A 25,389-nucleotide genomic window follows, 5' to 3' on the forward strand; every position below is an offset into this window, starting at 1 on the left:
GCGACATCAAGACATGGATACCGGCGATGTGAATCAGACACCTTCGACGCCAACCAGGCGCGCCGAACTGCAGGCGTCCCGGATGCTTTTCAATCCCTGATAGGTCGGGCCGTTATAAAACGCCTCCCAGGCGGCGACGGAGGGAAATTCCAGCAGCACAATCCGGCGCGGCTCCCAGTCCCCTTCGTAGACCTTGTGGGGGCCGCCGCGCGCCAGATATCTGGCGCCGGCCGCTTCCAGCGCCGGCTTCACGCCCGACATGAACGCCTGGTATTGCGTGGCGTCCCTGATTTCGACATCGAAGATCACGTAAGCAGGCATTCCATTTTACTCCCTGTTTCGCGGGCAGCTTAGCGGCGAGCGCAGCGGTTCGAAAGGCGTGCGGACCCACGTCCGCATTTGCCTGGTTTCGCCGGTTTTGCTACCGCCTGCCGTCTGCTAACGAGTACGGCAGTGCCGGCATCTTCAAGAGCCGGCGTTCAGCAATGGAGGCGCGAGCAATGATTGAAACAATTGGCATCATCGGGGCGGGTACGATGGGTAACGGCATTGCGCAGGTCTGCGCCGCGGCGGGGCTGAAGGTGACGATGATCGACATCTCGGATGCCGCAGTGGCGCGGGGGATGGCGACGCTGACCGGCAGCCTGGAGCGCCTCGTCAACAAGCAGAAGATGACCGATGCCGACCGGCAGGCCGCGTTGGCGCGCATCACCGCTACGACGGACAATTCAAAGCTTGCCAATTGCGACCTCGTGATCGAGGCCGCGACCGAGCGGGAGGATTTGAAAATCAAGATCCTCAAGGACCTTTGCGCGACGCTGAATCCGCGCGCGATCGTCGCGACCAACACTTCCTCAATTTCGATCACCAAACTCGCTGCCGCGACCGACCGTCCGGACCGTTTCATCGGCATGCACTTCTTCAACCCGGTGCCGCTGATGGCGCTGCTGGAGTTGATCCGCGGTTTGCAGACGTCCGACGACACCCACGCCCTGGCTGAAGAATTTGCAAAGCGAGTCGGCAAGGTGCCGATCACGGCGAAAAACAGCCCGGGCTTTGCGGTCAACCGCATCCTGTGCCCGATGATCAACGAGGCGATCTTTGCGCTGCAGGAAGGCATCGCGACCGCCGAGGACCTCGACGCCGGCATGAAGCTCGGCTGCAACCATCCGATCGGCCCGCTGGCGCTAGCCGACATGGTCGGCCTCGACACCATGCTGTCGGTCATGGAGGTATTCTATGAAGGCTTCAACGACCCGAAATACCGGCCCGCGCCGCTGCTGAAGGAAATGGTCGCCGCCGGCCATCTCGGCCGCAAGACCGGCAAGGGATTTTATAATTACGGCAAGTCCGTGTAGAGCGGAGCTTCCTTTTCTTACCTCGCCCCGCTCTTGCGGGGAGAGGTCGGATCGCATCGTAGATGCGATCCGGGTGAGGGGGTACAGGTCCTTCAGTTAGCACCGCCGTTGCGGATAGAGCCCCTCACCCCAACCCTCTCCCCGCAAGAGCGGGGCGAGGTTCATCGCTAAAACTCCGAATGTCCCTGCGGATCGACCAGCCGGTTGATCCGTTGCGCCGCGGCCATCGCGAACCGCACCGTCATCAGTTTGCGGGTCGGCGCGGCCAGGCGATGCTCGGGCGCCTCGCAGTGCAGATGGGCGCCATAGGCATCGGCCACGATCAGGCCGGTGCCCTCAGGGAAAATCTCGCACGGCAGATCCTGCGTGAAGGCAAAGAACAGCCGGTCGCAATGCATCCGGTAGTCCTGCCATTTCTGGTCGGCGCGCAAATCCTCCACCGACGACTTGATCTCGACGATCCAGATCTCGCTTTTCTCGTTCAGCGCCACCAGATCGGCGCGCCGGCCGGACGGCAAGGGCAACTCACTGATGCAGGAAAAACCCAGTGTTCGCAGCATCCTGGCGGTGCCGCGCGCGATTGCGAGCGCGGTCTCCGACTGGCGGCGGTCCGGCGGCGGTACGAGGCTGACCTGGCGGGCGGGCGATTCCATGCTCCCCAGCCTATCCGATTCCGCGGCGGTCGCCATCCAGGCAGCGGCGCGGAATGCGCCGCAAATTCGTACCCAAGGCGCCTTGATTTGGGCCACACGCCACCGCGAAGCCGAGGGAACCTGGGTTCCGAGGGACGGAACACGTGGAGGAGAAACCATGAAGCAACGCTTCAGGGCTCACGGCATCACGCTTCGCTCACTCGCATTCGCTCTCGCTACGCTACCTCTTTCCGCCGGACTGTCGCAGGCCATCGCCAAACCCACGGTCGAAGTTGCGTTCGTTCTGGACACCACCGGCTCGATGGGCGGCCTGATTGAAGGCGCCAAGCGCAAGATCTGGTCGATCGCGACCGCGATCGTCGATTCCAATCCCGACGCCGAGATCCGTATGGGCCTCGTGGCCTACCGCGACATCGGCGATGACTACGTGACCAGGAAGGTCGAACTCACGCGCGACATCCAGGACCTCTACGCCAACCTCCTTGAGCTGAAGGCCCGTGGCGGCGGCGACTGGCCGGAAAGTGTCAACGAGGCGCTCGATGTCGCCGTCAACAAGATGCAATGGACCGACGGCGGCGATGTCAGGCGGATTGTGTTCCTGGTCGGCGACGCGCCGCCGCATATGGACTACGCGCAGGACACCAAATATCCGGTAACGCTGAAAGTGGCGAAGCAGAAGGACATCATCGTCAACGCGGTGCTCGCCGGCAACGCCACCGACACCGAGCGGGTATGGCGCGATATCGCCCAGAACGGCAATGGCCGCTTCATCCCGATCCCGCAGGATGGCGGCCAGGTGGTCGTGATCGAAACGCCTTACGACGAGGACATCATCATCCTGCAGCGCGAGATCAACGGCACCGTGATCCCCTATGGACCGCGGGCGATGCAGAAGCGCACCGAAGACAAGACTCTGCAATTGTCGAAGGTGGCAGCCGCAGCACCTTCGCAGGCCTCCGAGATGGCGAGCTTCATCAACAAGCGCTCCAAGGCGACGTCGGAAGCCGTCACCGGCGACGGCGACCTGGTCGCCGACGTCTCGGCCGGCCGCAGCAGCTTTTCCTCGATCAAGGAGGAAGACCTGCCCGACAATCTGCGCGCGATGAAGCCCGAGCAGCGCGTCGACGAAGTCAACAAGCAGATGAACCAGCGCAAGGCGCTCAACGAGAAACTCGGCGCACTGGTGGCGAAGCGCGACAAATATGTCGCCGATGCGCGCGCCAAGGCACCGCCGAAGGCGTCATCGTTCGACCGCGTGGTCGAAGATACGCTAAAGGCGCAGATCAAGCGGTAAGGTCGGCACCACAACCCTTGGCGTGTCGTCGCGGCCTGGTGCCATCGCGCACCGGGCCTGGACGGCGGGCCCTGGGGGGGATGCCGGCAACCGATTAGGCCCTGCCGAATCCTTTGGCCGAATCTTTTGCTTGGCGAGAGGCCAAAAATCGGCAATCTGCCGCCCATGACCCAGGAAAATCAGAACCAAAATGAAACTCCGCCGAAGGCCGGCGCGATGATCGTTCCGGTGACGCTGTTCGAGCAGAACTGCACCATCATCTGGCACGAACCTTCGAAGAAGGCCGTGGTGATCGACCCCGGCGGGGACGTGCCAAAAATCCAGGCCGCGATCCAGCAGACCGGCGTCACGGTCGAGAAGATCTGGCTGACCCACGGCCATATCGACCATGTCGGCGGTGCGGCCGAGTTGCGCGACGCGCTGGGCGTGAAGATCGAAGGGCCGCACATCGCCGACAAATATCTGCTCGACAATGTCGTATCGAGCGGCGAGCGTTTCGGCATGACCGGCGTGCGCAATTTCGGGCCCGACCGCTGGCTCGACGAGGGCGACCAGGTCTCGATCGGCGATCTGACCTTCGACATCCTGCACTGCCCCGGCCATTCGCCGGGCAGCGTGGTGTTCTACAACAAGGAATTGCGCTTCGCCCATGTCGGCGACGTCTTGTTCGCCGGTTCAGTCGGGCGCACCGACTTGCCCGGCGGCAGCCACGCCACGCTGATCAGTTCGATCAGGGAAAAGCTGCTGCCGCTCGGCGACGATGTCGGCTTCGTCTGCGGCCATGGCGCCGGCTCCAGCCTCGGCCAGGAGCGGCTGACCAATCCGTTCCTCACCGGCGAGATGTGAGTCGCAATAACTGCTACTTCATTAGGCCCGCGGCGGTCAGCGCCCGCGTGATGACTTCGCCGACATCAATGCCGCGGCGGCGCGGAGACTGCGCCCGCTTGGCGTGGTGAACCCGCGTCGGGCGCGGCGACAACACCGTGGCCAGATCCGGTTCGGGTGCAGGCACCGGAACCGTCATCGCGATGACGCCGGCGCGTTCGCGCGAGATTCCCGTCGGGTCGACCGGAATGGCCTTGGAAACGGTCTTGGAAACGGCCTTTGAAGCCGCATGAGGCGCTGTCCTGGGTTGACGAATTTGGTCGGTCAGGCCGAAGAAATTCGCAATGTGATAGGACGACGAGATGCCTGCCTCGATCAGGAAGGCACCTTGCTCGCCATAACGCTCGTCATTGTCGGTCGCGCCAAGCGGCGTGCCATGGGCCATATCGGTGATGGTGTAGGATTCGACAACGGTCTCACCGTCGGCATTCCACCAGACCTGACGCGGATAGCCGTCGACGTCGCCCGTCGACATCGGCGCGAGCGGTAATTGATGCACATCGAGCCACTGCTTGACGATCTCATCGGCATTGCCCGGACTCACCGTGCGATCGGCGCTGCCGTGCCACACCGACAATTTCGGCCACGCCCCTTTATGCCTGGACGCGTTACGCACGAGGTCGCCCAATTCGGCCGCGGGACGCGACGGCGACTGCATCATGCCGCTCAACGCTTCACGCACATTGCCGGCAATGCCATATGGCAGGCCGGCGATGACGGCGCCGCCTGCGAACACGTCCGGATAGGTCGCGAGCATGACCGAGGTCATGGCGCCACCGGCGGAGAGCCCGGTCACATAGATGCGGCGTGAATCGATGTTGTGATCGCCGACCATGCGCGCGATCATTTGCCGGATCGACCCGGCTTCGCCGCCGTCGCGCGCAATGTCTTCCGGATTGAACCAGTTGAAACAGGTGTTGCCGTTGTTCGATGCCTGTTGTTCGGGCATCAACAATGCAAAGCCGTAGCGTTCCGCAACTGTCGACCAGCCGGCACCACGATCGTAGCCGGCCGCGGTCTGGCCGCAGCCATGCAGTACGACGACCAGCGCTGGCGCGCGCGGAAGGTGCTCAAGTACGAATGAGAACATCCGGAGCGCGCCCGGATTCGAGCCGAAATCGTTAATTTCGACCAGAGGGCTGTGCACAATGCTCCGGCCATACCCCGACAAGCCATTGAAGGCGCTCAGCTTGGGAAGATGGCGGAGAAACTCGACGTTCTTGGTAAGGGACAACTGGCAGCTCCCGGAGGTGATCATCCGTACAACGTCACCTCAACCAGATAGTTGCTGCAGTGCAAAATAAAAAGGCCGTGCACTGTCATTCCCCAAATTTGAATTTTCGTTATCGACGTTAATTTGTCATCCCATAGTCGCGCCGCATCCATGTCAGGAATGCGGCACATGCCATGATCGACAAAGCGAACAGCGCGCACGCGGCCAGCAGCGCTAGGCGCGCCGCGCCTGCCGCTTCAATCGCAAAGAACACGGCGCCGATGGCGGCAACGCCCGCGGCATTGGCGATCTGCGCCATGGTGCCGTACATGCCGGAGCCCGCGCCGGCGCTCGAAGGTTTTACGGTCGAGAGCACCGCGCTCGACAACGGCGCCATCACCAATCCCTGGCCGTAGCCGAAGATCGTCAGCACCAACGCCAACACAATAGCGGAAGGCGCGCTGACGCATTCGATCACGGCCACCAGCGCAGCAAGGCCCGCGAGTTGCACCGCGCAGCCTTCGATCAGTACCCGCGTGCCGCGATGCCTTGCGCGCACACCGCTGTGGCGCGAAGCGATCACAAAGGTCAGCGCCAGCGGGATGAAGACGAGCCCGGCCTGCAGCGGCGGAATATGCAACGAATTCTGCATGAACATGGTCATGACCAGATAGAACGACAGATTGGCAAAGAAGAAAAAAAACACCGCCGCCAGCCCGCGCATGAACGCAACATCCGACAACAGCGAAAGATCGATCAGCGGCATGCCGCCGTTTCGCGCGACGGCGCGTTCGAGCCGTGGGAATGCGGCGATGATGGCGGCACCCGCCGCCATCACCAGCCACACCCATGGCGACCAGTGCAGATCATGGCCGAACAGCAGCGGACCGATCAGGCACAGCAAGCCCGCGAACAGCACGATCGCACCGGGAATATCCAGCCGCGTGCCGGCGCGGCGTGGCGCCACCGGCATCAGCTTCACAGCGGCGGCAATGATGATGGCGCCGGACGGTACGTTGACGAAGAACACCGCACGCCAGCCGAGGCCGGCGAGATCTGATGTCACCAGAATGCCGCCGAGAAGAAAACCGGCAGCTCCCGCCAGCCCCAGCACGATGCCGTAGATGGCAAAGGCGCGGTCGCGCGAGCTGTCGGCAAACAGCAGATGAATGGTCGCAAGCACCTGCGGCACCATCAGCGCCGCGGTGGCGCCCTGCGCCAACCGCGCCAGGATGAGTTCGGGGCCAGATTGCGCCAGCCCGCACCACAGCGAGGTGACGGTGAAGCCGAACACGCCTGATATGAACACGTTGCGCGTGCCGTGGATGTCGCCAAGCCGGCCGCCGGTAACCACCAGCGTGGCGTAGGCGATCAGATAGACCGCGATCACGGCCTCGATCTGCGCCGTGCTCGCCTGCAGTTCGCCCGCGATGGTCGGGATCGCGACGTTGACGATGAAGGCGTCTACCCCGAACATGAATTGGGCGGAGACCACGATCGCGAGCACCCACCAGCGGCGCGAGGAATCGACGGAGTTATCGAAGGAGTTTGTGACGATCTGATGCATCGACGGCGGCCTTGTCCGAAATCTGTTGCACGCATCCGTTACAGCTTTCGGTCACGCGAGCGATTACCCCGGAGGTAAGCGTCCGGCGAATTTGGCCCGATTGCTGCATGGCGATCGGGCTTCCTGCAGCTTTTTCAGGCGCTTGCGCGTTCGGGACGGCCTAGATGTACGACTATGACATGCTGGTGATCGGATCCGGCCCTTCCGGGCGCCGCGCCGCCGTGCAATTCGCCAAGCTCGGCAAATCGGTTCTGGTGGTAGAAAAAGGCCGCCGGGTCGGCGGCGTTTCCGTCCATACCGGCACCATCCCTCCAAAACCCTGCGCGAGACCGTGCTCAATTTGTCCGGCTGGCGCGAGCGCGGCTTTTACGGTCGCTCCTACCGGGTCAAACAGGACATCGCCGCCCAGGACCTGATCGTGCGGCTGCAGAAGACGCTCGATCACGAGGTCGAGGTGCTCGAACATCAGTTCAGCCGCAATCTGGTGCGGACCGCCGCCGGCGAAGGCCGCTTTGTCGGGCCGCACCAGATCGAGATAACAGCCACGAACGGCGAAGCCAAAACCGTGTCCGCCGCCCACATCCTGATCGCCTGCGGCACGCGGCCGTTTCGCCCCGATTACGTGCCGTTCGACAGCAAGACGGTGTTCGATTCGGACGAGATCATCGACCTGCCTAAGCTGCCGCGCAGCCTCACTGTGATCGGCGCCGGCGTGATCGGGGTCGAATACGCCACGATCTTCTCCGCGCTCGACGTCGCCGTGACCTTGATCGAACCACGGCCGACGTTTCTCGATTTCATCGACAAGGAACTGATCGAGGAATTCATGCACGAATTGCGTGACCGCAACGTCGCGTTGCGGCTCGGCTCGGCGGTGAATTCGATCGAGCGCCACGCCGGCGGCGGCATCCAGACCAAACTCGCCGACGGCCGCGTCGTGATGTCGGAGATGCTGCTGTTCGCGGCGGGACGCGTCGGCGCCACCGACCGGCTCAATCTCGGCTCGGCCGAGATCGAGGTCGATCATCGCGGCCGCATCACGGTCGATCCTTTGACGCTGCAAACCTGCGTGCCGCATATCTACGCCGCCGGCGATGTGATCGGATTTCCGAGCCTGGCCTCGACCTCGATGGAGCAGGGCCGGGTCGCGGCCTGCCATGCGCTCGGCATGGAGCCATTGGCGCCGCCGGAATTCTTCCCCTACGGCATCTATTCGGTGCCGGAGATTTCGACCACCGGGCTGACGGAAGAAGAGGTGCGGACGCGCGGCATCCCCTATGAGGTCGGCGTCGCGCGCTTTCGCGAGACATCGCGCGGCCACATCATGGGGCTGAACAGCGGCATGATGAAGATGATCTTCTCGACCAAGACCCGCCGCCTGCTCGGCGTGCACATCCTCGGCGAAGGCGCCACCGAGCTGATCCATATCGGCCAGGCCGTGCTCAACCTCAAAGGCACGATCGATTATTTCATCCAGAACACGTTTAATTACCCGACGCTGGCGGAGGCGTACAAGATCGCCGGGCTCGATGCGTGGAACAGGATGACAAGGTAGATACGAAGCACTCTCCTCGTCATTGCGAGGAGCGAAGCGACGAAGCAATCCATTCTTTCTTTGTGCGGCGCGATGGATTGCTTCGCTACGCTCGCAATGACGGTCGTGGCTCCTTCCGTCATCGCCTCATTCACCTCACACGTGCTCGGCGAGCTCATTTCCGCATGAACGCGAATCCCTTTGTGCGCGACCAAGCAGCGACGCTGCCGTTTCGCCAAGGGATAATCCATGAAATTCCTATCGAAGTTGATGGCCGGGGCGCTTGTCGTTTCATTCACCGACGTGGCATCGGCAACGAAGCCGTGGCCGCCGGGCGTCGGGACGCCGGTCCCGATTGCCGAAGAGGGACAAACCCCGCCCCCGCGCGCGCCCCGGCAGATCTTTCCGGAAAAGCGGGTCCAGCCGCTGACGCCCGAGATCGAAGCGTCGCTCGTTCCAAAGGATAGTTTCAAAGAATGCGATGTCTGCCCCGAGATGGTGGTGGTGAAGGGCTCGTTCATGATGGGCACGCCCGCGGATGAGCCGGACCGCTTCAAGGGCGAAGACCCGATTCATCGTGTCGGTTTTGCAAAACCGTTCGCGGTCGGCCGCTTCACCATTTCGTTCGACGAATGGGACGCCTGTCTCGCCGACGGCGGCTGCGGCCGCGACAAGGGCGACGACAAGGGTTTTGGCCGCGGCCGCATGCCGGCGCAGGGAATCAACTTCATCGCCGCGAAATCCTATCTGGCTTGGCTGTCGAAGAAGGTCGGCCGCACCTACCGGCTGCCGAGCGAACGCGAATATTTCACCCGCGCCGGCACCTCGACGCCGTTCTGGTTCGGCAGCACCATCACCACACAGGATGCCAATTACAAGGCATCGATCCCCTATGGCGCCGGGCCGCGCGGCGCGGACAGCAAGGGGCCCGTGGTGGTGGATTCCTATCCGCCCAACCCGTTCGGCCTGTATCAGGTGCACGGCAACGTGTTCGAATGGACCGAGGACTGCTTCAACAAGCGCTACAACGAAGACACCCCGGTCGACGGCTCACCCTGGCTCGAAGGCAATTGCGAGCGGCGCATGCTGCGCGGCGGCACCTGGAACTGGATGGCCAACATGGTTCGCGCGGGATACCGCGAAAACGGCATCGTGAACGGCGGCGGCTACAGCGTTCGCGTGGTGCGATCGCTGAACGTGCCGGTGCAGTAAGGCAAGGAGCGGCCATGAAATAACAGGCGACGCCGCTGAGTACGGCGCCGCCTGCGGGGCAACTCATTCATTGGAAGCAAGACCCCGGCTCGACCGCCACAGAAGGACCGGGACCTTCGCGTTCTATTCTGGAATGCTGCTGATGGACCTAATCAAAGTTCCTTAAGCCTTGGTGCACCGGGTTCCGTAGAAATACGATGACTCAGGCAGCCGATCTCATCTTGTCCCGGCTAACGAAAACAAGCCCAAACCATCGCGCAATTCATCGAAGGTGGATTGAGTTATCGCGCGCGCCCTAGACGTGCCGGAACGCAACACATCGAGCACGTAGCCGAGATCATTGGACACAGCCTGGCGACGTTCGCGGATCGGCTTCAGCAGCTCTTGCAACACGTCTTCAAGGCGGCGCTTGACCGTCACGTCGCCGAGCCCCCCGCGTCGATACCGCGCTTTCAGTTCATCAACGGAGGCGTGGTCGGTGTCGAACGCATCAAGGTATGCAAAGACAACATTGCCTTCAACGACCCCGGGATCGGATGCGCGCAAGTGATTCGGGTCCGTGTACATGCGATTTACAAAAGCCCTGATCTCGTTGGGCGAGGCTGAAAGCGAAATCGCATTCCCCTGGGATTTGCTCATTTTCGTTTTTCCATCGGCGCCGGGAAGTCGTCCCGTTGACGGAATGAGCGCCTTTGCCACCACCAACAGCTCACGCCCGACCTGCCGGTTGATCCGGCGAACGATTTCATTCGTCTGTTCGATCATCGGAGCTTGATCCAACCCCACCGGCACGACCGTCGCCTTGAATGCCGTGATGTCTGCGGCCTGCGCCACCGGATAGCACAGGAAGCCCGCCGGAATGTCCCGCTCAAAGCCCCGCATCTGAATTTCATCCTTGATCGTCGGATTGCGCTCCAACCGGGCCACGGAAACAAAATTGAGATACAGCTGGGCAAGTTCGGCAAGCGCGGGCAATGCGGATTGCACGCAAATTGTCGTTTCGTCCGGATCGATGCCGACGGCAAGGTAATCGAGGGCCACCTCCAATACGTTGCTGCGCACTTTTTCGGGGTCGTCGATATTGTCCGTCAACGCTTGTGCATCGGCCAGCAAAACAAACTGCCGATGCGTGCGCTGAAGCGCAACCCGATTTCTCAGGGAGCCCGCATAGTGGCCAAGGTGAAGGGGACCGGTGGTGCGATCACCGGTGAGAATGATTGGTCGCACAGTCTCGACAAGCATATGGCTTCTCCTGAATGGAGCCGCCGCGATTGGAGACTTGCCGGAAGACGACCTTGGCTCACCCGATCACGGCGGCGAAGGTCGTTGAAAAAATAACGCCGTGCCGCTCCCTAGAAGGAGCGCCACCAAAGTGCCTTGAGCTGAATGCATTTGGACGTCATGTGCCGAGGATGCCATCGATGCCGACGTCCGGCAAGACGATATCTATTCATTTATGGGCTCCAGCGACCCGGTAAGCGACGCGCGCTGCGACAGCTCGATCCAGTTGCCGTCGGGATCGCGGACCATCGATATCCGCGCCGTGGTCCCGAGCGTCACCGGCGCGCGGGCTTCGCGGCCGCCATGGGCCAGCACGTGGGCGTGCTCGCGATCGACCTCGAAGACCTGGAACGTGATGTAGCGCCAGCCCTTGCCTTCGAAGGCCGCATCATGCGGCGCGCCCGCCGCAGGCTCGACGATCAGCACCGTATCGCCCGCCAGAAACGTCAGAACACCATCGGCGCCAGCAGACTCGCCTGACGGCAGTCCCAACGCTTCGGTGTAGAAACGGCGATGCGCCTCAACGTCGCGCACGCCGAGGCGAATGCCGATGCGCTCGATGCCGTACATGCCGCGTGGCACCAGCACGACACGGTTGCCTTCGGGATCGGCCATCGGCTGCGGCGCGGTCAGGCCATCACGTGCGATCAGCAGCTCACGATAGCCCGACGGCGGATTGTCCGGCAGCGGTTCATAGACCTGATTGATCTTCAGGACCGAGCCGCAGAGATCGTGGCGATGCTGCTTGTAGCCGCGGCGGATCGGCTGCGTGTAATCGAACGGCAGCCCGATCTCGTTCTGCCAGAAGGCGAGCGCGGCCGGAGCGTGATTGGTGGCAAAGCCGATATCGATGCGGGGTTTCGCCAGATTCATTGGATGAGACCGTGGTTCATGATGATCCCTGCGGCAAGCAGGAATCCTGATAATTCCGGCCGACGGTATGTCAGCCAAACTTGCGCGACAATCATGCGCCAGCGGCGGGCTTGGAGGATTGCCTTGCCCAGCCCCACCCCGTAGTTTGGAGCTGAGCAATTCCAAAGAACAATAAATCCGGAGAGAAAACCCCATGGCGCGCCTCAAATTCGGAGCCTTTCTCGCCCCGCATCACCCGATCGGCGAGAATCCGCTGCTGCAATTCCGCCGCGACCTGGAGTTCGTCGAGCAGATCGACGCGCTCGGCTTCGACGAGTTCTGGTGCGGCGAGCACCATTCCTCGGGCTGGGAGATGATCGCCTCGCCGGAAATGTTCCTGGCCGCCGCCGGCGAGCGCACCAAGCGCATCAAGCTCGGCACCGGCGTGGTGTCGCTACCCTATCACCATCCTTACAATGTCGCGCAGCGCATGGTGCAGCTCGACTGGATGACCGGCGGCCGTGCCATCTTCGGCTCCGGTCCGGGCGCGCTGGCCTCCGATGCGCATACGCTCGGCATCGATCCGATGACACAGCGCGACCGCCAGGACGAAGCGATCGCGGTCATCCGCCGGCTGTTCAAAGGCGAGCGCGTCACCGCCAAGAGCGACTGGTTTCAGATGAACGACGCCGCGCTGCAATTGCTGCCGCTTCAGGAAGAGATGCCGTTCGTGGTGGCGTCGCAGATTTCGCCTTCGGGCATGACGCTGGCGGGCAAATACGGCATCGGCATCATCTCGCTGGGTTCGATGTCGACGCAGGGCCTGATGGCGCTGCCGACGCAATGGGGCTTTGCCGAGGACGCCGCCAAGAAGGCCGGCACCACCGTAAGCCGCGCCGACTGGCGCGTACTCTTGAGCTGGCACATCGCCGAGACCCGCGAACAAGCCTATCGCGAGGCCGGCCAGGGGCTGATGAAGTGGCACAACGAATATAATGTCGGCACGCTGCAGCGGCCGGGCCTCGAGCCATTCAAGTCACCCGAGGATGCGCTTGAGAAAACCGCGGGCGGCGAAGCCGCCGCTTCCACCATCGGCACGCCTGACGATTTGATCAAGACCATCAAGAACCTGATGGCGGTTTCCGGCGGCGTCGGCACCATCGTCGGCTTCGTGCATGACTGGGCCAATCCGGAAAACACCCGACGCAGCTGGGACATGGTGGCGCGCTACGTGATCCCGGAGATCAACGGCTACGTCAAGGGACTGCGCGAGTCGCAGAAATTCCTGGTCGAGAACCGCGCGGTGTTCGAGCGCGCGGGGCAAGCCGTGATGGCCAAGATCATGGAAAACGACAAGGCCGCCGCGGCGCTTGCGGTCACCGGCCCCGGCCGGGTCGCGATCCCCACCATCAATGCGCCGGACCTGCAAAAGGAAGCCGCCAAGCGCAAGGCGTAATCCTTAGCGTATTATTCTCGCCGTCATTGCGAGGAGCGCAAGCGACGAAGCAATCCATTATTTCTCCGAGTTGAGAGATGGATTGCTTCGCGGAGCCTGTCATCGGGCGCGCATTCGCGCGACCCGGTGGCTCGCAATGGCGAGGTTGGCAGCGGCCGCCCCAGGAAGCGCTACTTCGCGCAAGCCATCATCGATGTCCCCGTCGAAAGGCGGCCTGCGGCTTTGTGGCGCGGCTTGGATGAACCGGCGCGCGGCCGGAGCTATTGGCTTTGCACCGACGCAACAAAGCGTTATTTTCCTCACCTTGGTTGTGCCGATGATCCCACATAATGGGCCAGTGCCGAACCGGAGCAATTGCCATGTCGATGCAGCATGTGGCTTCCCCCGTGCTTCCCTTCACACCGCCGAAGCGTAATTCACTCAAGCACATACCTGGCGACGAGGGCTGGCCGGTGATCGGCAAGACGCTGGAGGTGCTCGCCGACCCCAAGGGACAGGTCGAGCGGATGCATGCCAAATATGGCCCGGTCTATCGCAGCCATGTGTTCGGCGAGACCAGCATCAACCTGCTCGGCCCCGAGGCCAACGAACTGTTGCTGTTCGACAAGGACAAGCAATTTTCCTCCACCCATGGCTGGGGTCCGATCCTGGGCCGGCTGTTTCCGCGCGGGCTGATGCTGCTGGACTTCGAGGAACATCGCTTGCACCGCCGTGCGCTGTCGGTTGCGTTCAAGTCGGGACCGATGAAATCCTACCTCACGGATCTCGACCGCGGCATTGCCGTGCGCGTCAAGCAGTGGAAGGCGCAACCCGGCGAGATGCTGGTGTATCCCGCGATGAAGCAGCTCACGCTCGATCTGGCGGCAACATCGTTTCTCGGCGCCGAGATCGGTCCCGAGGTGGACGAGATCACGCGCGCCTTCGTCGACATGGTGGCGGCGGCCGTGGCACCGATCCGGCGCCCGCTGCCGTTCACGCAGATGGGCCGCGGCGTCGCGGGGCGCAAGCGGATCGTGGCCTATTTCTCCGAGCAGATTCCGATCCGCCGCGCGCGGGGCGGCGGCGACGATCTGTTCTCGCATCTTTGCCAGGCCACCCATGAGGACGGCGCGCTGCTGTCGACCCAGGATATCATCGATCATATGAGTTTCCTGATGATGGCGGCGCATGACACGCTGACGTCGTCGTTGACCTCCTTCGTCGGCGAGCTTGCCGCGCATCCGGAATGGCAGGCGCGGCTGCGCGAGGAAGTCAAAGGGCTCGGCATCGAGGCCAACGACCCCTCCAGCGTCGACAATCTCGAGAAAATGCCGCTGAGCGAGATGGCGTTCAAGGAGGCGTTGCGGAAGAAGCCGCCGGTGCCCTCGATGCCGCGCCGCGCGGTCCGCGATTTCACCTTCAAGGGCTATGCGATTCCGGCCGGCACCCTGGTCGGCGTCAATCCGCTGTTCACCCATCACATGGCGGATATCTGGCCCGATCCGGACAAATTCGATCCGATGCGTTTCACTGACGAAGCGCAGCGTGATCGCCATCGCTTCGCCTGGGTGCCGTTCGGCGGCGGCGCACATATGTGCCTCGGGCTGCATTTTGCCTATATGCAGGCGAAATGCTTTGCACGGCATTTCCTGCAAAATCTCAGCGTCTCGCTGGAGCCCGACTACAAGCCGGACTGGCAGATGTGGCCGATCCCAAAACCTCGGGACGGACTGAAGGTCGTGCTGAAGGCAGTGTGAGGCTTCGCCTGCTGTCATTGCCGGGCTTGACCCGGCGATCCATCAATCTTGGGGTGATTCTTTTTAGATGGATGCGCGGGTCAAGCCCGCGCATGACAAGTCGATTTCTACTCCACAAACGTCGTGAGCTGCGCGCCTTCGTCGGCCACAAACACCGCGATCAATTCCGCGGGCTCGGTCATGCTGGCATTGGCCGAGACCAGGTGCACGGCACCGGGGGGTTCGAAGAACGACTGGCCCACCTTGAACGTCTCGACCACGCCGCCGGCAAGCTGCGAGCGGATTTCGCCCTTGGTGACATAGGCGGTGACGGAGCCCGCATGCCGGTGCGCGCGGGTGAACCCGCCGGGCCCGTAGAACACGCGCACGATCGTCACCCTCTTGCCCGGCACGTTCGGCAGCGCGTACGAGCCGATCGGCTCGACGGTATCGAGCGTTGAGCCCGAAGGCGCGCTGCTGGCACATAGCGGCTCGATGATCGCCGAGATCGCATCCATCGTGGATGGCAGCGTCTTTCCGATCACGAAGGCACAGGCGAGCCCGGCGATCACGGCGAGATAAAACGGCCGCCCCTGCGGGCTGGCGGGTGACAAACCAAGTGTTGCAGACATCTTTTCTCCCTTTGTTTATCTGCCCGTCATTGCGAGGAGCGGAGCGACGAAGCAATCCATACTCGCCTTGCCGCACGATGGATTGCTTCGCTGCGCTCGCAATGACGTTGTGAGACCCTATCCCTGATCGAATGCCTTGCGCAGCGCGACATAGCCCTGCTGTTGCTGGGTCCAGTTGCGGCCGCCGGTGATGGCGCCGTCGACGACGAGATCGTGGCCGTTGATGAAAGAGGATTCGTCGCTGGCGAGGAACACCGCGGCATGCGCGATATCCTCGGGCAATCCGGCGCGCGGGATCGGCTGCGCGGTCTTGTAGACCTCACGCATCACACCAGGGGTCTTTTCGGCGGCTTCCACCGAAAGGCCCAGCGCCTTGCCGAAGATGCCGGTCGCGATGGCGCCCGGCGAGATCGAATTGACGCGGATGTTCGATTCGCCGAGCTCCATCGCCGTGCATTTGGTGAGATGGATGACGGCGGCCTTGGCCGCGCCGTAGACCATCGATGACGAGAAGCCGGCAAGTCTGCCTGCGATACTGCCATTGTTGATGATGCTGCCGGAGCCCTGCTGGCGCATCTGGGGTGCTGCGTGCTTCATGCCGAGCATCACGCTGCGCACCAACGTCGCCATCGCCGCATCGAAGCGATCGACCTCGAGGCCTTCGATGCCGCCGGTCTGGGCCGGGCCGCCGGCGTTGTTGAACAGGCAATCGATCCTGCCGAACTTTTCCACGCAAAGCGCGATCAGCGCCTTCATCTGCTCCTCGACCGTGACATCGGTCTGACGAAAGATGCAGGCAGCGCCGAGTTTTTTGGCCAGCACCTCGCCCTCCGGCGCGCGGCGTCCGGCGATGACGATCTTCGCGCCTTCGGCGACGAAAATTTCCGCGGTATGCAGCCCGATGCCGCTGGTCGCGCCGGTGATCACCGCGACCTTGCCGTCCAGCCGTCCCATTTCACTTATCCCCTTTGCGAAACCTGAGAAATCCTAGTTGATGATCGCGGACTGGACCATGGTCCGGAACTGATTGCGCAGCATGATCCGCGCGCCGTCATCGACCTGCACCATGTAAATCGCGATCAACTGTTCCTTGGGATCGATCCAGAACAGCGTGCCGGCGTTGCCGGCCCAGCCATATTCCCCGAGCGAGCCCGGCAGGGCGGCGTCGCCTACGCTGGTGCGAACCTCGAAGCCAAGACCAAAACCCAGCCCCGGCGGCCGGCCCGGCCGCGCCAGGGTATGATCCGCCGTCATGAAATCGACGGTCTTGTTGCCGAGCAGGCGCTTGCCGGCGAATTCGCCGCTATCGGCGAGCATGATCGCAAAGCGCAGGTAGTCGTCCATCGTGCTGGTGAGGCCGGCGCCGCCGGACTCGAAACGGGGCTTTTGCGCCACGTCGAAGCGCGGCGTCATCGGCGGCGATTCGGGCATTTGCCAGGGCTGAGCGGCGCGATTGAGCTTGTCTGATGGCACAGAGAAGCCGGTGTCGGTCATGCCGAGCGGCGTCAGAATGCGCTCGTTCAGGAATTCGCCCAGTGTCTTTCCCGAGACGACTTCGACCACGCGCCCCAGCACGTCGGTCGACACCCCGTATTCCCAGCGCTCGCCGGGGGAGAACCGCAGCGGCAGCTTCGCTAGTTTCGCGACAAACTCTTCATTGCTGGCATCACGGCCGCCGATCCTAGCCTCGATATAGGCCGCGTTGATCAATGATTTGCCGCGCGCGCCGTAGATCAGCCCGGAGGTGTGCCGCAACAGGTCCTGCACCGTCATCTCGCGGGCGGGATCGGTCAATTGCAGCACCGCCTTGCCGTTCTCGGTGGTCTCATTGCCCACCTTCATGCGGCCGATTTCCGGAATGAATTTCGAGACGGGATCGCTGACCTGCATCTTTCCCTCCTCGACCAGCATCATGGCCGCGACCGAGACGATCGGCTTGGTCATGGAATAGATGCGGAAGATCGAGTCCGGCCGCATCGGGTCTTTCGCAGCGCGGTCGCGGAAACCCATGGTCTTGTGCCAGGCGATCTTGCCGCGCCGCGCCACCAGCATCACGGCGCCCGGCACCAGCCCGGTTTCGACGTGTTTCTGGGTCACCGCCTCGATGCGTGCCAGCTGGCTGGAGGACAAGCCGACGTCTTCGGGCGTCACGGCCATAGGGAGCACCGGGTCCGCCCAACCGTTCCCGGTAGCCACAAGGACAAAGAGAGCCGATGCGCCGAAAGCGCGAATGAGACGGTTCATCCATTCCTCCCGTTTTTGTTGATGCCAATATTCCCGCCCGCCGGGAACAACGCAAGCAAGCTTATCGCGCTGACAGCGCCACGGCAGAACCCGCCTTATCGTTGCCGGCGGGCTCGAAATCCCCGGTTTCCGTTAGGGTCGGCCTTATTTTGGATTCGCTGATCACGTGAAGTGACAACACCGATGACGAAATTGATCGACGAGTTCAGGCACGGCTGGCAGGGGATTTCCCAGCCCTCACTGCTATTCAGCACCGGCTTTGCGGTCTGTTGCCTGGTTTTGGCGACCCTGGCGCGGTGGGGACTGGCCCAGATCCGTCCCGACGTGTTCTTCACGCCGTATTTTCCGGCGGTGTTCTTTGCCACCGCCTTTGGCGGCTTCCGGATCGGGATCGCAACGGCGCTCGCCGGCGGCGCGCTTGGCGTCGCCGTCAATTTCAGCGACGCCGTAACCGATTCCGCCCGCCTGGCGCTGCTGCTGATTTTCTGGGCGGTGTGCGGCATCACGATATGGGGTGTCGAGCACTACCGGACCATCGTCGCGCAACAGCGGCAGATCGCCAAGCGCCTGATCGAGGAAGAAGAATATCGCAAGCTGATCGTCGAAGAGCTGCAGCACCGGCTGAAGAACAAGACATCGACGATCCACGCCGTTCTGCACCAGGTCTTGCACGAAGAACCGCAGGCCTGGAGCAGCATCGATCACCGGATCCGCGCGCTGTCGGCAACCGACGATCTGATCGCACGGATCGATGGCAGCGGCTGTGATATCAAGGACTTGCTGCGCTCTGAACTCGGGCCTTACGGCCATGTCCGGTTCAACCTGAATGGCGATCCGCTATTCCTTCCGGCCAAGCTGGCGGTCAGCCTGGCGCTGATCTTCCACGAATTGGCCACTAATGCCGGGAAGTACGGCGCGTTTTCCGCTGCGAATGGCATGCTGCAGGTGTCGTGGACGGTGTCGGACGACAAACTCAATGTGGCATGGCTCAAGATCACCTGGGACGAAACCGAGGGGCCCGCGGTCGAAAAAATCGGAGCGCCGGGCTTCGGCACCAAGCTGTTGCAATCGGCACTGCGCTCGTTCGACGGCAAGACCGAAGTCAGTTTCCTGAAGACCGGCGTTCACTGCACGATGCAGTGTCGCATCCCCGCGAGCTGAACGCGGCTGCACAACCTAAAGGCACAATTCGCAATTACTGCAAGCAGCCGAAGCCCGAATTGAGATTCTGTTAATGACGATTGCGGCCGTAACGTCCGAAAGCGCCAACTTGTAGGAGTGTCGCGGTTTTTCACAGTTCCACTTAACCAAAATTAGAAGGGACTTTGCCAAGCTCCGCGGCATGCATAGTCCCTATAAACATGACCTTCAGGCGGCCGCGACCGAGGCCGGTAATGAAGGCGCTTTTGATACCGAATTGAGCATTCTGCGGGATATCCTCAGATTGCTTCCGACAGCCGTGACGGTTCAGGACGAGCAAGGCGAGTTCCTGCTGGTGAACGACGCCGCCGCGACGTTATTGCAGATGGCCGCGGCAGCGCCTGCGCCCTCGCAATTGAGCGATCGCCAGGAGACCTGCCTCGAGTTGCTCCGCAGCGGCCACGCGGCCACACTGGAAGAGGCCGTGACATCAGGTCCGGCCAAGCACGTATTTCTCACCTCGCACCGGCCGATCCAGATCGCCGGACGCAGTTTGCTGCTCTCGAATTCCGCCGATATCACCGATCAGAAGGCGTTCGAGGACGCGCTGTTCCGCTCGGCCTATTATGACGAACTAACGGGGTTGCCGACCCGGCGGGTGATCGAACACCGCGTCAACACGCTGCTCACGCGCGACAGCGCCCGAGGTCCCTTACAAGTTCATTTGCAACAAGGCCATTTTCAGCAAGATAATGTCCACGGCCACTTCGCGCTCGCGTTTCTCGACGTCGATAATTTCAAGCACATCAACGACTATTACGGTCACGCGATCGGCGACGCCTTGCTGGTCGAAATGGCCAAGCGGCTGGGCATGGATTTGCGCGAATCCGACATCCTGTCGCGGATCAGCGGCGACGAGTTCATGCTGCTGCTCAATCCGGTCCAGAGCGAGAGCGAAGTCGCTGAATACATCCACTTCATCCTGCAACGGCTGAAGGCGCCGTTCTTCATCGACGAATCGGAGATATTCGCCTCGACGTCGATCGGCGTCAGCCTTTATCCCGAGCACGGCAAGACCTACGACGCGCTGCGCCAGAATGCCGATATCGCGATGTACCGCGTCAAGAACGGAAGCAAAGGCGGGGCAGCGTTCTTCGACTCCAGCATGGAGCGCGAGGCGCTGGCGCGGATGAAGGTCGAACAATCGCTGCGGCTGGCTATTCTGGAAAAGCGCTTTTGCTGCGCGTTCCAGACCAAGGTCGATATCCGCAGCAAGGCGGTCACGGGCATCGAGGCGCTGGTGCGGCTCAGGGACGATGAGGGCGTGATTCAGGCTCCCGGCACCTTCATCAACCTCGCCGTCGAACTGGGGTTGATCGACGAACTGACCCATCTGGTGCTGGCGGAGATCGTCAAGTCGATCGACCTGATCAACGAGACCTTCGGTCCCGATACCACGATCAGCATCAACGTCGCGGCCAAGCAGGCCGGCAATCCCGAATTCATGCGGCCGTTCGCGCAGGCGCTGGAGGCCACCGGATTTCCGAAGCGCTTCATGATCGAGGTGACCGAAGACGCTTTTGTCACCAAGACGCATTTCCAGGATGAAATCCTGCCGATCTTCCGCAAACTCGGCGTCGGCATCTCGATCGACGATTTCGGCATCGGCTATTCCTCGCTGTCGGCGCTGGCCGACATCACCGCCGACGAAATCAAGATCGATCGTTCCTTCATCACCGATATCCATCTGCGGCCGCGCAGCCAGGGCATTTTGCGGGCGATCGAATCGCTGAGCGAAGCGCTCGGCATGACCGTGATCGCCGAAGGCCTCGAAACCTTCGAAGAACTGGCCTATCTGCAGGCCGCGACCAAGATCCGCTATGCGCAGGGCTATTACTTCTCCAAGCCGATCTTCCTGGAAGACCTCAGGCCGGCGGCACCGCTCGCCAGCGAAACGCGCGCCAGCCTGTCGAGCCGCCCGGCTCAGGAAACCCGCCCGGCGTTTTCCCGCGCCAGCGGCTATCGCCGCTGAGCCAGCCTGCGCCAGTGTCCGCCCAACCCCGCTGGTTGCACCATAAGATAGACACCACCATGCGCTGCGTGCGGCCAGCCATGCGCGTAGCGCTGCCGTAAAACGGCATTCAGGGGCGCGATTAAACCTTAGGTAACCGGATTTCCTAACGGCTTATGACATGAGCGCATCGTATGAAGTTCCCCGGGGAGAAGGGGGAATGCGCGTTCTGTTTCGCGACCTGAATAGCATGGTGTCCCGAACTGCGGCGGCCAGCCGGCGTCTCGGCACGACGATCCGTGGTCCGGTGCTGTGGCTGACCGTTTGCGGGGCGCTGCTGGTTACGGCGATTTTCGCCGGCACGATCATGATGGTCGCGGAATTTCGCGAGCGCGCGCTGGCCAACAGCGAACGCGAACTGCAAAACACCGTCCTGCTGCTCACCCGTCACTTCGACCAGCAATTCGAGGACTCCGACACCATCGCAGCCGACGTGATCGTCCGGCTGCGGATTCCCGGCATCGCTTCACCGCAGGCGTTCAGGGAATTGATTTCGAGTTCGGAATCCCACGAAATCCTCCGATCCAAAGCCGGTGTCCTGTCCTATCTTGGCGACATTTCGATCTATGACGCTGACGGCAACATCATCAATTGGTCGCGACCGTTACCGACGCCGGCCCTTAACATCTCCGAACGCGCCTACTTCCAGTCCTTTAAGTTCAATCCGCAATCACCTTCGATCCAGACCGAGGGGCTTCGCAGCCTTATCAGCGGCAGTCTGAACACGGTCGTCGCCCATCGGCTGACCGGCGAAGATGGTGTCTTTCTCGGCGTGATGACACGGCGCATCGATCCTTCCAACTACGTGAAGTTCTTTGCTTCCGTCGCGATCGGAGCGGACGCCGCCGTTTCGATGTTTCACACCGACGGCACCCTGCTGGCCCGACATCCGCGCGCCGAGCACCTGGTCGGACAGAAATTCAGATCGGCGCCGCTGCTGCAGCGCGTCCTGACGCAGGGCGGTCAGCAGACGCTGCGCGTCAAAAGCCCGATCGACAACAGGGACCGGCTGGGGTCTGCGGCCCAGTTGAGCCGCTTCCCGATCATCGTCGTCGCAACCAATTCGATAACCGCCGCGCTTGCCGATTGGGAGGCCCAGACCAGGTTCCTGGTCAGCGCCGCCATACTGGCGGCATCGACGATCGCGTTGATCCTGTTCCTCATCATCCGGCAGATGACCCGGCAAAGCAGGGAGGCGCAGCAACGGCTGGAATCGGAACGGCACCGGCTCGACACAGCGCTCAACAACATGATCCAGGGCCTGGTGATGTACGACGCGTCCGCGCGCATCGTCACCGTCAACCAGCGCTACATCGACATGTTCAACCTGTCGCCGGACATCGTAAAGCCCGGCTGCCATTTCTCCGACCTGATCCAGCACCGCAAGGACAAGGAAGCCTTTAGCGGCGACGTCAAGGAATTCTGTTCCGGCGTTCTGCGCAATGTTGCCCAGGGCCGGATCGATCAGAGCATGATGCTTTGCCCGGACGGGCGAAGCTTCCTGGCCATCAGCCGGCCGCTGGCGCATGGCTGCTGGATCGCCACCATCGAAGACGTCACGGAGCGTCGCAAGCTCGAGCAGGAACGCGACCGCAACCATGCTTTCCTGAGCCAGATCATCGATCACATCCCCTCGCAGATCACCGTGAAGGGCGCCAAGGATCGCCGCTACCTGCTGGCCAACCGCGTGGCCGAGACTCAATTCGGCATTTCCCGCGACAGCATCATCGGCAAAACCGCCTTCGACATATTTCCGCAAGCGTCCGCCGAGATCGTCACGGCCGACGACGACAAGGCGCTGCGATCCGCCGACGGCCTGTTCAAGGACGAGCATCTCTGGGAAACCCAGGCGATGGGCCGTCGCTATATTACCTCCAGACGGCTCGGCATTCGCAATCAGGCCGGCGAGCCCAGCTACATCGTCCATGTCGTCGAGGATGTTACCGAGCGGCGTCGCGCCGATGAAAAGATCGCCCATCTTGCGCATTACGACGCGCTGACCGACCTGCCGAACCGGGTACTGTTCCGCGAACAGATCGAGCGCGAGTTGCAGAAGGCCGTCGGCGGCGAACAATTCGCACTGCTCTATATCGATATCGACGAATTCAAGGGCATCAACGACTCGCTCGGGCATCATGTCGGCGACGAACTGTTGAAGGCCGTCGCGTCCCGTATCAAGGAGTGCCTCAAGCCGACCGATCTGATTGCGCGGCTCGGCGGCGACGAATTCGCCGTGATCCAGACCGCGGTCGGCGACCGCGACGACGTCATCGAATTCGTGACGCGGATCCAGGAGGCGATCCGGCAGCCGCATCACTGCCTCGGCCATTACCTCTCGACCGACGCCAGCATCGGCATCGCGCGGGCGCCGCAGGACGGCACCGATCTCGACCAGCTGATCAAGAACGCCGATCTGGCGATGTACGGCGCCAAGGCCGGAGGCCGCCGCACCCATCGTTTCTTCGAACCGGTCATGGATGCCCGCGCCAAGGCGCGGCTGACCATGGAGCAGGACCTGCGGCAGGCAATGGTCGATGGCGGCTTCGAAATTCACTATCAGCCGCTGCTCGACCTCGGCAGCAACGACGTGGCGGGCTGCGAGGCGCTACTGCGCTGGCGTCACCCCGAGCGCGGCATGGTCTCGCCGGCGGAATTCATCCCGCTGGCGGAAGATATCGGCCTGATCAACGAGCTCGGCGATTGGGTGCTGCAGACGGCGTGCATGGAGGCCGCAGGCTGGCCATCTCATGTGCGGCTGGCCGTCAACGTTTCGCCGGTCCAGTTGAGATCCCAGACGCTGGCGCTGCGGATCATGGGGGCGCTTGCTTCCTCCCGCCTGCCGCCGGACCGGCTGGAGATCGAAATCACCGAAGCCGTGCTGATCCATGACGACGAGACCGCGCTGGCGATCCTGCATCAGCTCCGCGCCATCGGCGTGCGCATCGCGCTCGACGATTTCGGCACCGGCTTCTCCTCGCTGAGCTATCTGAAGCGCTTCCCGTTCGACAAGATCAAGATCGACCGCTGCTTCGTCAGCGACATCGAGGTCGACGGCTCGGAGACGATCGTGCAGGCGGTGGTGAACATTGCGACTTCGCGCAACATGATCACGACCGCCGAGGGCGTCGAAACCGAACAGCAGAAGGCCTTGCTGAAGCGGCTCGGCTGCACCCAGATGCAGGGCTATCTGTTCAGTGCCCCCAAGCCGGCTGCCGAGGTGCGGCGGTTGATCGGCGTTGGCAGCGAAGCCGCGCTCGCTTCGGCCTGAACCGCGATGTCTACCGGCGCGACCCTACGCAGCCAGGCGGCCCCGATTGTTCTCGGCGAGGATGGGGCGGATCATCCGGCCGAAACGCTCGGCCTCCTCGTCGTGCAAATAGCCGGACAGGCAGAACGAATGGCAGCCAGCATCGATGAATTGCTGCAGCGTATCCGCGCATTGCGCGGGATTGCCGACGACGGCGATGCCGGCGGTATCGACAACAAGGCGTAGAGTGGCGCTGCCTACCTGCGATGTCACGATCGTTCCCTCATCGGATCGGTTTCGTAAACGGATTCATGCAATGCAAAAATGCGCGGGCCGATCGGATCGCCATCCGTGTCGACCTCAAACAGCCCCCATGAGAAATTCTGCAGCTCCTCCTCAGTAAACATCGGATCTTCCAACAGGTAACAAAGCTGGAATAGAAACTCCGATTGCACACCACGCACGATGTTGACGAGTTCTTTTGCCGATACTCCTTTCTCAAGGCACGTCTTTAATGCGTGGGCGACAGGGGCATGAGGCCCGTCACGATCCCGCTCCGCGGCCTGTCTCCAGCGCTGTATCCACTCCTCATCGCCAGTGCGAACGACCTGGCTCCAGGCCTGTCTCAGAAACAGGAACCGTTGAAGCTGGGGAATTCCCTCATCAAGCTGGGACCTCGCCCAGGACTCTGGCGCCTTGGCGCCATATTTCGCAAACAGCGCTGTCAATTCTTTCAGATTGTCCGGGGTGTACATTTGTTTGCCTCGTTGGGCGCAAGTAGGGCTTGAGCTTCATCACGAACCAAAATGCGTCTGACGCGCGATGATCTATTGGAAGAACCGCAGAACCTCACTATCACGCAGCCAGGCGGCCCCGATTGTTCTCGGCGAGGATGGGGCGGATCATCCGGCCGAAACGCTCGGCCTCCTCGTCGTGCAAATAGCCGGACAGGCAGAACGAATGGCAGCCAGCATCGATGAATTGCTGCAGCGTATCCGCGCATTGCGCGGGATTGCCGACGACGGCGATGCCGGC

22 protein-coding genes and 1 pseudogene are annotated in these 25,389 nt (G+C 62.2%); 11 read left to right on the forward strand and 12 right to left on the reverse strand.

Going from position 1 to position 25,389, the window contains the following annotated elements:
• Positions 1 to 33: 33 nt before the first annotated feature.
• On the reverse strand, positions 34 to 321 hold the full coding sequence (locus tag JQ609_RS17435) for a DUF1330 domain-containing protein (RefSeq protein ID WP_212274313.1): 288 nt from the start codon (positions 319 to 321) through the stop codon (positions 34 to 36).
• 179 nt (positions 322 to 500) lie between these two features.
• Between JQ609_RS17435 and JQ609_RS17440 the strand changes: the two genes are divergently transcribed.
• On the forward strand, positions 501 to 1,358 hold the full coding sequence (locus tag JQ609_RS17440) for a 3-hydroxybutyryl-CoA dehydrogenase (RefSeq protein WP_212274314.1): 858 nt from the start codon (positions 501 to 503) through the stop codon (positions 1,356 to 1,358).
• 167 nt (positions 1,359 to 1,525) lie between these two features.
• Here JQ609_RS17440 and JQ609_RS17445 read toward each other — a convergent pair whose 3' ends face one another.
• On the reverse strand, positions 1,526 to 2,011 hold the full coding sequence (locus tag JQ609_RS17445; protein WP_192736364.1) for an MmcB family DNA repair protein: 486 nt from the start codon (positions 2,009 to 2,011) through the stop codon (positions 1,526 to 1,528).
• Positions 2,012 to 2,168: 157 nt separating this feature from the next.
• On the opposite strand from JQ609_RS17445, the gene JQ609_RS17450 reads away from it, so the two are divergent.
• Complete coding sequence (locus tag JQ609_RS17450) at positions 2,169 to 3,305, forward strand: VWA domain-containing protein (RefSeq protein ID WP_212274315.1); 1,137 nt, start codon at positions 2,169 to 2,171, stop codon at positions 3,303 to 3,305.
• A 165-nt stretch (positions 3,306 to 3,470) separates the two neighbouring features.
• A complete protein-coding gene (locus JQ609_RS17455) occupies positions 3,471 to 4,151 on the forward strand; it encodes an MBL fold metallo-hydrolase (protein ID WP_212274316.1) in 681 nt (226 codons plus the stop codon).
• Between the two features lie 13 nt (positions 4,152 to 4,164).
• Here JQ609_RS17455 and JQ609_RS17460 read toward each other — a convergent pair whose 3' ends face one another.
• Together JQ609_RS17460 and JQ609_RS17465 are read right to left on the reverse strand one after the other, a co-directional pair.
• Positions 4,165 to 5,424 (reverse strand): PHB depolymerase family esterase, encoded by a 1,260-nt coding sequence (locus JQ609_RS17460; protein ID WP_212274317.1) that lies wholly within the window; start codon positions 5,422 to 5,424, stop codon positions 4,165 to 4,167.
• A gap of 118 nt (positions 5,425 to 5,542) precedes the next feature.
• On the reverse strand, positions 5,543 to 6,970 hold the full coding sequence (locus tag JQ609_RS17465) for an MFS transporter (protein ID WP_212274318.1): 1,428 nt from the start codon (positions 6,968 to 6,970) through the stop codon (positions 5,543 to 5,545).
• Between the two features lie 179 nt (positions 6,971 to 7,149).
• On the opposite strand from JQ609_RS17465, the gene JQ609_RS35895 reads away from it, so the two are divergent.
• From JQ609_RS35895 to JQ609_RS17475, 3 genes are all read left to right on the forward strand, one after another.
• Positions 7,150 to 7,386: an FAD-dependent oxidoreductase gene (locus JQ609_RS35895; protein ID WP_409411183.1), complete on the forward strand. Its 237-nt coding sequence runs from the start codon at positions 7,150 to 7,152 to the stop codon at positions 7,384 to 7,386.
• On the forward strand, positions 7,302 to 8,525 hold the full coding sequence (gene sthA, locus JQ609_RS17470) for a Si-specific NAD(P)(+) transhydrogenase (protein WP_409411182.1): 1,224 nt from the start codon (positions 7,302 to 7,304) through the stop codon (positions 8,523 to 8,525). Before JQ609_RS35895 ends, sthA begins: the two co-directional genes overlap by 85 nt.
• A 228-nt stretch (positions 8,526 to 8,753) precedes the next feature.
• Positions 8,754 to 9,716, forward strand: coding sequence for a formylglycine-generating enzyme family protein (locus tag JQ609_RS17475; RefSeq protein ID WP_212274319.1), 963 nt, complete (start codon positions 8,754 to 8,756; stop codon positions 9,714 to 9,716).
• A gap of 216 nt (positions 9,717 to 9,932) precedes the next feature.
• Here JQ609_RS17475 and trpS read toward each other — a convergent pair whose 3' ends face one another.
• A complete protein-coding gene (gene trpS, locus JQ609_RS17480) occupies positions 9,933 to 10,958 on the reverse strand; it encodes a tryptophan--tRNA ligase (protein WP_212274320.1) in 1,026 nt (341 codons plus the stop codon).
• Between the two features lie 204 nt (positions 10,959 to 11,162).
• A complete protein-coding gene (locus JQ609_RS17485) occupies positions 11,163 to 11,870 on the reverse strand; it encodes a VOC family protein (protein WP_212274321.1) in 708 nt (235 codons plus the stop codon).
• 193 nt (positions 11,871 to 12,063) lie between these two features.
• Between JQ609_RS17485 and JQ609_RS17490 the strand changes: the two genes are divergently transcribed.
• Both JQ609_RS17490 and JQ609_RS17495 read left to right on the forward strand, forming a co-directional pair.
• Entirely contained in the window at positions 12,064 to 13,305 is a 1,242-nt protein-coding gene (locus JQ609_RS17490; RefSeq protein WP_212274322.1) for an LLM class flavin-dependent oxidoreductase, read from the forward strand.
• A gap of 359 nt (positions 13,306 to 13,664) precedes the next feature.
• Entirely contained in the window at positions 13,665 to 15,041 is a 1,377-nt protein-coding gene (locus JQ609_RS17495; RefSeq protein WP_212274323.1) for a cytochrome P450, read from the forward strand.
• Between the two features lie 107 nt (positions 15,042 to 15,148).
• Here the strand turns inward: JQ609_RS17495 and JQ609_RS17500 are convergent, their stop codons facing one another.
• From JQ609_RS17500 to JQ609_RS17510, 3 genes are all read right to left on the reverse strand, one after another.
• Entirely contained in the window at positions 15,149 to 15,652 is a 504-nt protein-coding gene (locus JQ609_RS17500) for a cupin domain-containing protein (protein WP_212207087.1), read from the reverse strand.
• A gap of 117 nt (positions 15,653 to 15,769) precedes the next feature.
• Positions 15,770 to 16,606 (reverse strand): SDR family NAD(P)-dependent oxidoreductase, encoded by an 837-nt coding sequence (locus tag JQ609_RS17505; protein WP_212274324.1) that lies wholly within the window; start codon positions 16,604 to 16,606, stop codon positions 15,770 to 15,772.
• A gap of 33 nt (positions 16,607 to 16,639) precedes the next feature.
• Positions 16,640 to 17,809 carry a serine hydrolase gene (locus tag JQ609_RS17510; protein ID WP_212207085.1) on the reverse strand — a complete coding sequence of 390 codons (1,170 nt, stop codon included), beginning with the start codon at positions 17,807 to 17,809 and terminating at the stop codon, positions 16,640 to 16,642.
• A gap of 270 nt (positions 17,810 to 18,079) precedes the next feature.
• On the opposite strand from JQ609_RS17510, the gene JQ609_RS17515 reads away from it, so the two are divergent.
• From JQ609_RS17515 to JQ609_RS17525, 3 genes are all read left to right on the forward strand, one after another.
• On the forward strand, positions 18,080 to 19,057 hold the full coding sequence (locus JQ609_RS17515) for a sensor histidine kinase (protein WP_212207084.1): 978 nt from the start codon (positions 18,080 to 18,082) through the stop codon (positions 19,055 to 19,057).
• A gap of 181 nt (positions 19,058 to 19,238) precedes the next feature.
• A complete protein-coding gene (locus JQ609_RS17520) occupies positions 19,239 to 21,068 on the forward strand; it encodes a bifunctional diguanylate cyclase/phosphodiesterase (RefSeq protein ID WP_212274325.1) in 1,830 nt (609 codons plus the stop codon).
• Positions 21,069 to 21,267: 199 nt separating this feature from the next.
• Entirely contained in the window at positions 21,268 to 24,375 is a 3,108-nt protein-coding gene (locus JQ609_RS17525) for an EAL domain-containing protein (RefSeq protein WP_212274326.1), read from the forward strand.
• Positions 24,376 to 24,399: 24 nt separating this feature from the next.
• Here JQ609_RS17525 and JQ609_RS17530 read toward each other — a convergent pair whose 3' ends face one another.
• The 3 genes and pseudogenes from JQ609_RS17530 to JQ609_RS17540 all read right to left on the reverse strand — a co-directional run.
• Positions 24,400 to 24,627: a hypothetical protein gene (locus tag JQ609_RS17530; protein ID WP_212207081.1), complete on the reverse strand. Its 228-nt coding sequence runs from the start codon at positions 24,625 to 24,627 to the stop codon at positions 24,400 to 24,402.
• Positions 24,624 to 25,109: a hypothetical protein gene (locus tag JQ609_RS17535; protein ID WP_212274327.1), complete on the reverse strand. Its 486-nt coding sequence runs from the start codon at positions 25,107 to 25,109 to the stop codon at positions 24,624 to 24,626. The genes JQ609_RS17530 and JQ609_RS17535 overlap by 4 nt, the downstream gene beginning before the upstream one ends.
• Before the next feature lie 100 nt (positions 25,110 to 25,209).
• A pseudogene (locus JQ609_RS17540) lies at positions 25,210 to 25,389 on the reverse strand (alkanesulfonate monooxygenase); the annotation flags it as partial.

It is taken from the genome of Bradyrhizobium sp. AUGA SZCCT0169 (genome assembly GCF_018130085.1).
Taxonomy (GTDB): Bacteria; Pseudomonadota; Alphaproteobacteria; order Rhizobiales; family Xanthobacteraceae; genus Bradyrhizobium.

What these genes read in the sequence shown, in the direction of transcription:
- JQ609_RS17445 (WP_192736364.1), bottom strand. Translation starts at nt 2,011, where the DNA reads ATGGAATCGCCCGCCCGCCAGGTCAGCCTCGTACCGCCGCCGGACCGC.
- JQ609_RS17520 (WP_212274325.1), top strand. Translation starts at nt 19,239, where the DNA reads ATGCATAGTCCCTATAAACATGACCTTCAGGCGGCCGCGACCGAGGCC.
- JQ609_RS17465 (WP_212274318.1), bottom strand. Translation starts at nt 6,970, where the DNA reads ATGCATCAGATCGTCACAAACTCCTTCGATAACTCCGTCGATTCCTCG.
- JQ609_RS17495 (WP_212274323.1), top strand. Translation starts at nt 13,665, where the DNA reads ATGTCGATGCAGCATGTGGCTTCCCCCGTGCTTCCCTTCACACCGCCG.
- JQ609_RS17450 (WP_212274315.1), top strand. Translation starts at nt 2,169, where the DNA reads ATGAAGCAACGCTTCAGGGCTCACGGCATCACGCTTCGCTCACTCGCA.
- JQ609_RS17455 (WP_212274316.1), top strand. Translation starts at nt 3,471, where the DNA reads ATGACCCAGGAAAATCAGAACCAAAATGAAACTCCGCCGAAGGCCGGC.
- JQ609_RS35895 (WP_409411183.1), top strand. Translation starts at nt 7,150, where the DNA reads ATGCTGGTGATCGGATCCGGCCCTTCCGGGCGCCGCGCCGCCGTGCAA.
- JQ609_RS17435 (WP_212274313.1), bottom strand. Translation starts at nt 321, where the DNA reads ATGCCTGCTTACGTGATCTTCGATGTCGAAATCAGGGACGCCACGCAA.
- JQ609_RS17510 (WP_212207085.1), bottom strand. Translation starts at nt 17,809, where the DNA reads ATGGCCGTGACGCCCGAAGACGTCGGCTTGTCCTCCAGCCAGCTGGCA.
- JQ609_RS17500 (WP_212207087.1), bottom strand. Translation starts at nt 15,652, where the DNA reads ATGTCTGCAACACTTGGTTTGTCACCCGCCAGCCCGCAGGGGCGGCCG.
- JQ609_RS17505 (WP_212274324.1), bottom strand. Translation starts at nt 16,606, where the DNA reads ATGGGACGGCTGGACGGCAAGGTCGCGGTGATCACCGGCGCGACCAGC.
- JQ609_RS17525 (WP_212274326.1), top strand. Translation starts at nt 21,268, where the DNA reads ATGCGCGTTCTGTTTCGCGACCTGAATAGCATGGTGTCCCGAACTGCG.
- JQ609_RS17515 (WP_212207084.1), top strand. Translation starts at nt 18,080, where the DNA reads ATGACGAAATTGATCGACGAGTTCAGGCACGGCTGGCAGGGGATTTCC.
- trpS (WP_212274320.1), bottom strand. Translation starts at nt 10,958, where the DNA reads ATGCTTGTCGAGACTGTGCGACCAATCATTCTCACCGGTGATCGCACC.
- JQ609_RS17475 (WP_212274319.1), top strand. Translation starts at nt 8,754, where the DNA reads ATGAAATTCCTATCGAAGTTGATGGCCGGGGCGCTTGTCGTTTCATTC.
- JQ609_RS17490 (WP_212274322.1), top strand. Translation starts at nt 12,064, where the DNA reads ATGGCGCGCCTCAAATTCGGAGCCTTTCTCGCCCCGCATCACCCGATC.
- JQ609_RS17440 (WP_212274314.1), top strand. Translation starts at nt 501, where the DNA reads ATGATTGAAACAATTGGCATCATCGGGGCGGGTACGATGGGTAACGGC.
- JQ609_RS17535 (WP_212274327.1), bottom strand. Translation starts at nt 25,109, where the DNA reads ATGTACACCCCGGACAATCTGAAAGAATTGACAGCGCTGTTTGCGAAA.
- JQ609_RS17485 (WP_212274321.1), bottom strand. Translation starts at nt 11,870, where the DNA reads ATGAATCTGGCGAAACCCCGCATCGATATCGGCTTTGCCACCAATCAC.